This is a genomic window from Streptomyces altiplanensis (assembly GCF_053591575.1).
In genome coordinates this window covers 1-5,468 of record NZ_JBSFUB010000190.1, presented here as the reverse complement: position 1 = coordinate 5,468, position 5,468 = coordinate 1, and the positions used below count along the sequence as shown (strand labels likewise).

5 protein-coding genes are annotated in these 5,468 nt (G+C 74.8%); 1 reads left to right on the top strand and 4 read right to left on the bottom strand.

All coding sequences use genetic code 11. The features are described from left to right. The coding region (locus tag ACWD0Y_RS36060; protein WP_450264483.1) for a transcription antitermination factor NusB at positions 1-977 on the bottom strand (977 nt) is incomplete at its 3' end. 37 nt (positions 978-1,014) lie between these two features. After that, the gene (gene fmt / locus ACWD0Y_RS36055; protein ID WP_450264482.1) at positions 1,015-1,965 is read right to left on the bottom strand and encodes a methionyl-tRNA formyltransferase; all 951 of its coding nucleotides are present in this window, start codon (positions 1,963-1,965) and stop codon (positions 1,015-1,017) included. Between the two features lie 276 nt (positions 1,966-2,241). On the opposite strand from fmt, the gene ACWD0Y_RS36050 reads away from it, so the two are divergent. Then, positions 2,242-2,799: a hypothetical protein gene (locus tag ACWD0Y_RS36050; protein ID WP_450264481.1), complete on the top strand. Its 558-nt coding sequence runs from the start codon at positions 2,242-2,244 to the stop codon at positions 2,797-2,799. A 228-nt stretch (positions 2,800-3,027) separates the two neighbouring features. Here the strand turns inward: ACWD0Y_RS36050 and ACWD0Y_RS36045 are convergent, their stop codons facing one another. Together ACWD0Y_RS36045 and ACWD0Y_RS36040 are read right to left on the bottom strand one after the other, a co-directional pair. Continuing rightward, entirely contained in the window at positions 3,028-5,172 is a 2,145-nt protein-coding gene (locus ACWD0Y_RS36045; protein WP_450264480.1) for a primosomal protein N', read from the bottom strand. Between the two features lie 110 nt (positions 5,173-5,282). Continuing rightward, a partial coding sequence (locus tag ACWD0Y_RS36040) for a methionine adenosyltransferase domain-containing protein (protein WP_450264479.1) occupies positions 5,283-5,468 on the bottom strand: 186 nt, incomplete at its 5' end.

Below are 5,468 nucleotides of genomic sequence, written 5' to 3'. Positions count from 1 at the left end.
TCGTTCACCCCGTCGCCGACCATCGCCACGCTGCGCCCCTCGGCCTGGAGCCGCTTCACGACGTCGGCCTTGCCGCCGGGGCCGGCGCAGCCGTCCAGCCAGCGCTCGTCCCGCCCCTCGACGGGCGCGTCGGCGAGCGCGACGGCGACCAGCTGGCTGCCCTCGTCCTGGACTCCGGCACGGCCCTCGTGGACGGCCGCGATGGCGCCCGGCTCGCCGCCCTCGGCCAGCCGTACGGCGTACGGCGACCAGCGGCCCTGCAGCCCTGACTCCTCGCCCAGTGCGTCCAGCAGCTCCTCGGCGGTGGAGCGCCCCGGGCGGGCGACGAGCGTCACCTCGGGCCGCTCGTTGTCGGCTTCGAGGAGGTCCTCGATGCCGGCCCGGCCGCCGCCCAGGGCGTCCCAGAGCGCGGAGACGATCCAGCGCGGGTGGGAGTGGACGACGGACAGGTGCGCCTCGGCGTCGTCGTCGTACGGCGGAGCGACCTGCTCCACCCAGGCGTCGAGATCCTGCTTGGAGATCTTCCGCAGGACCGCGTTGACGAACTTCGCACGCCCCTCGCCGAGCACCACGCGCGCCAGCTCCACGCTCGCGGAGACCGCGGCGTGCGTCGGGATGCGGGTGCCGAGCAGCTGGTGCGCGCCGAGCGCCAGCACGTCGAGGACCGGCGGGTCCACCTCGCGCAGCGGCCGGTCGATGCACGCCGCGATGACGGCGTCGTACGTGCCCTGGCGGCGCAGCGTCCCGTACACCAGCTCGGTCGCGAGCGCCGCGTCGCGCTCGTCGAAGCTGCCCTTGGCGCGGGCCTTCTTGAGCAGCGGCGGCAGGACGAGGTTCGCGTACGCGTCGCGCTCGTCGACGGCGCGCAGCGCCTCGAAGGCGAGGAAGCGGACCGGATCCTTCTGGGGACGCCGGTGCGGCCTGGCCGGACGCTTGGCGGGTCGCTTGGCGGGACTGCTGCTTGGCTGGTCACTCACGAAAAAGGTGCTCCGCTGGAGAAGGGGACGATCCCTCTCAGCGTACGTCCGACGCGCCCAGGTGTTCGCCCGGGGCGATCCGCACGCCGCGCGCCCAGTCGGCGGCGAGCATCGGCTTCTTGCCCTGCGGCTGCACCCAGAGGAGCTCGACGGGGTGCGATCCGGTCCCGACGTACACGTTCTTCTTCGTCGCGGACAGCTCGCCGGGGGCCAGCTCCAGGTCCGTGCGGTCCGGCAGCGGCTTCACGGCGACCAGCTTGAGCCGCTCGCCGCGCAGCAGCGTCCAGGCGCCGGGCGCGGGCGTGCAGCCGCGCACGACGCGGTCGACGCGCAGCGCGGGCGCCGTCCAGTCGACCTGCGCGTCCTCGACAGTGATCTTGGGTGCGAGCGTGACGCCCTCGGCGGGCTGCGGAACGGCGTGGAGCGTGCCGTCCTCGATGCCGTCCATGGTGGCGACCAGCAGTCCCGAACCGGCGAAGGCGAGCCGGGTGAGCAGGTCGCCGCTGGTGTCGGTGGGCCGTACCTGCTCGGTGAGCACGCCGTACACCGGCCCGGAGTCGAGGCCCTCCTCGATCAGGAACGTCGAGGCGCCCGTGACCTCGTCGCCCGCGAGGACCGCGTGCTGCACGGGGGCGGCGCCGCGCCAGGCCGGCAGCAGCGAGAAGTGCAGGTTGACCCAGCCGTGGGCGGGGATGTCCAGGGCTGCCTTGGGCAGCAGCGCGCCGTACGCGACGACGGGGCAGCAGTCCGGCGCGATCTCGCGCAACCGCGCGAGGAAGTCCTCGTCGCGCGGCCTGACCGGCTTGAGCACCTCGATCCCGGCCTCCTCCGCGCGCGCGGCGACGGGACTGGCGACGAGCTTGCGGCCGCGTCCGGCCGGGGCGTCGGGCCGGGTGACGACGGCGGCAACTTCGTGCCGGCCGGAGGCGATCAGGGCGTCCAGGGCGGGTACGGCGACCTCGGGGGTGCCTGCGAAGACGAGCTTCATCGGTGGCGCGGGCCTCTCGGGCAGGAAGGCGGAACGGGGTGCGGCGTCAAGAGGCGCACCAGTCTATGGGCCCTGGCACCAGGGGGCGTACGCACATCCGCGCGCCCCGCGCACATGCGCATACGCCCCCAGGAGCGTGACCCCGGCGCCGGGTGACGCGTTGGTCAAGAGAGATTGACCCAAAGGGCTCGCGCATGCGGTCCCGACCCACCTTTCCGATCCTTCCGTCCTCCCTTCTTCCACTCCTTCTTCCACGCCGGTTCGAGAGGCTTGTTCATGGCCGACCACGCAATCCACGACGCCCAAGCACGGGCCAGCCTTCATCTGTTGGTACGGGACATCGAGCGGGTGCGACGGCAGGTGGACGCGCTGCGCACCCTCACCGCCCAGCTCGGCAACGTCTACCGCCCGCGCCGCTCCGGCCCCTCCACGGGCTTCGTCGTCTACGGCAGGGCCCCGGCACCGACCGTCCGCCTCGCGCAGGAGCTGCGGGACAGTGTCGAGACGCTGGTGACCGCCGCCGTGGACTTCGACCGTTCGCTCGGCTTCTCCTGGGACGCGGTCGGCTCGGCGCTCGGAGTGACCAAGCAGGCGGTGCACCGCCGTTACGGCGCGCGGCGGGCCGCGACGCAGCCCCCCGCGGCCGCCGAGGGCGAGCTCGCCCTCGAGACGACGGCCACGACCGCTACGCGCACTCTTGCCGCGCCACCGCCCCTGCCGTCCCTGCCGTCCGTACCGGCCGCCCGCTCCATGCCGCCCCAGCCGACGGCAGCCGGCCATGCGCTGCGCGAGGAAGTCCGTCCGAGCGCCCTCCCCGGCCCCCGCAACGGCTGACCCCTCCCCCTTTCCCGGAGGGGGCAGGCGCCCACACCCCGGACGCCTTGCAGGCGTGTCCTCAATCGCCGGACGGGCTTGATTTTCCGGTCCGGGCCCGAAAACTTCGGCCCGTCCGGCGATTGAGAACCTGGGCCCCGGACGGAGTCCCGCGCGGCGGAGCCGCACGGTGTCACGGCGGGAAGGGGCGGGCCGGGCAGGCCGGGGAAAAGCCACGCCCCTCCCCCGTCACCCGATGTCCAGCGGGTCAATCCTGATCCGCACCGGATCGCCACCTCCCCGGGCCAGCCGCGCCGCCTGCGCCGATTTCAGCGCCGCGGCAAGCGCCGCCCCACTGCCCGGCGGCACCCTCAGCAGCGCCCGCTCCCACGCCTCGCCCACCGGCGGATCGCCGGGCCGACGGGGCCTGCCCGGCGCCGCGACCGGCAGCGGCACAGGCCCCAGCACCTCGGCGTCCCCCGGGAGCTCCGCCGCGGCCAGAAACGCGGCGACCGCCTCCGGCCGGCCGCTCACTACCGCCATCCGCGACACCGGCGGGAAGCCCAGCTCCGCCCGTTCCGCCAGCTCGCGCTGCGCGTGCCCCACCGGGTCCCACCGCACCAGCGCCTGCACGGGCCGCAGTGAAGGCTCGGCCACAACCACCACCGTGCCGCCCTCCCCCTGCCCCCTGACCAGCGCGGAGGCGCTTATCCAGCGCCGCAGCGCCTCCTCCCCGACGCGCAGGTCCTGCCGCCCGAGCATCGCCCAGCCGTCGAGCAGCAGCGCCGCGGCGTAACCGCCCTCCGCCACGGGCTCGGCCCCCGGCGTACTGACGACGAGCGCGGGCGCCCCCGGCACGCTCTCCAGCACATGGTCCCGTCCGGACGTACGCACCGGCACAGCGGGAAACGCCCGCCCCAGCTCCTCCGCCGTGCGCCGGGCCCCCACCACCTGCGCCCGGAGCCGCATGCTCCCGCACTCGCCGCACCGCCATCCGGCCGCGTCCCGGCCGCACCACCCGCAGTGCAGTTCCCGCTGGTCAGCCGCTTCGACAGGCCCGGCGCAGTGCCGGCACCTGGCGTGCGTACGACACCGCTCGCACGCCAGGCCCGGTACGTACCCGCGCCGGGGCACCTGCACCAGCACCGGCCCGGACCTGAGCCCGTCCCGCACGGTCTGCCACGCCAGGCTGGGCAGTCGCGCGGCCCGCGCGGCGCCGTCCCGGGCGACCTCCTCGTCCCCCACCGTACGAATCAGCGGCGCCGCGGCCCGCACCTGCTCACGCCCCGCACGCAACGGCGCGGCCCACTTGCTCTCGACGAGCTGAGCCGCCTCGACCGTGCAGCTGAGCGCCCCCAGCAGAAACCCGCACTTGCTGTGCTGCGACCGCAGCTCCAGCACCTCCCGCACATGCGGGAACGGCGCGTGGTCGTCACTGTGACTGGAATCCCCGTCGTCCCACACCGCCACCAGACCCAGATCCGCCACCGGGGCGAACATCGCGGCCCGCGTCCCGATCACGGCCCGCACCGACCCCCGCCGCGCCGCCAGCCACTGCCGGTACCGCTTCTGGGGCCCGGCGTCGGCGGTCAGCAGCGTGTGGTGCCCCTTGCCCACCAGCGCGGTGAGCGCCGCGTCCAGCCGGGCCGCGCTCCGCCCGTCCGGCAGCACGACCAGCGCGCCCCGCCCGGAGGCGAGCGTCGCCGCCACGGCACGGGCGAGCTCGTCCGGCCAGTGCGGCCCCGGCAACGCGTTCCACACGGCCCGCGGCGCCCCGCCCCCCGCCAGCTCCCGCAGGAACGCGGGCCCGTGGACGTACCGCTCCCACGTCCCGGCCTCCGGCACACCGGGCGGCGGCAGCGGTTCGGGCGAGGGCTTGGCCTCCGCGGGCCCGTTCCTCGGCGGAACGGCCAGCTGCAGTACGTCGGCGAGGCTCCCCGCGTAACGGTCGGCGATCGCCCGCGACAGCGCGAGCAGCTCAGGGCTGAGCACCGGCTCCGGGGACACCACATAGGCGAGTGCGGCGAGCGGCCCGGCGTAGTCCGACTCGGCCCGCCGCTCGACGAGGTACCCGTCGATCATCCCCCCGCCCTCACGGCGGCCGTCCCTGACGTTGTGCGCCCCGGCCCCGAACCGCACCCGGACCCGGACCCCCGGCTGCGCGACGGCGTCCAGCTCCTCGGTCACGGCATAGTCGAAGAACTGGTCGAGGTGCAGCACCCCCTTGTTGACCATGACCCGGGCAACGGGCAGTTCCTTCGCCAGCGGCGCCCCACGCCACGTCCGCGGCTTGGCCTTCGGGACCTTCGCCTTCCGCACACTCTCCCGGATGAGCGCAAGCTGCTCCGGCGCCCCGCCCCCGGGCTCTTCGGACCCCGCATCGTTCCTGCTCACAGCCAAATTCCTACCAGACCCCACTGACAGCGCGGCACGGCAGCGCGGCACGCGCGACGGCCCCGGACCGATGCGGTCCGGGGCCGTCGCGGCCGAGCAGTGCCGGTTGCTTACAGGCCGGCAGCCGCGCGCAGGGCGTCCACGCGGTCGGTGCGCTCCCAGGCGAAGTCGGGGATCTCGCGGCCGAAGTGGCCGTACGCCGCGGTCTGGGCGTAGATCGGACGCAGCAGGTCGAGGTCGCGGATGATCGCGGCCGGACGGAGGTCGAAGACCTCGCCGATGGCGTTCTCGATCTT

Excerpts from the sequence above, each read along its gene's own strand:
- fmt (WP_450264482.1), bottom strand. The coding sequence starts at position 1,965 with ATGAAGCTCGTCTTCGCAGGCACCCCCGAGGTCGCCGTACCCGCCCTG.
- ACWD0Y_RS36050 (WP_450264481.1), top strand. The coding sequence starts at position 2,242 with ATGGCCGACCACGCAATCCACGACGCCCAAGCACGGGCCAGCCTTCAT.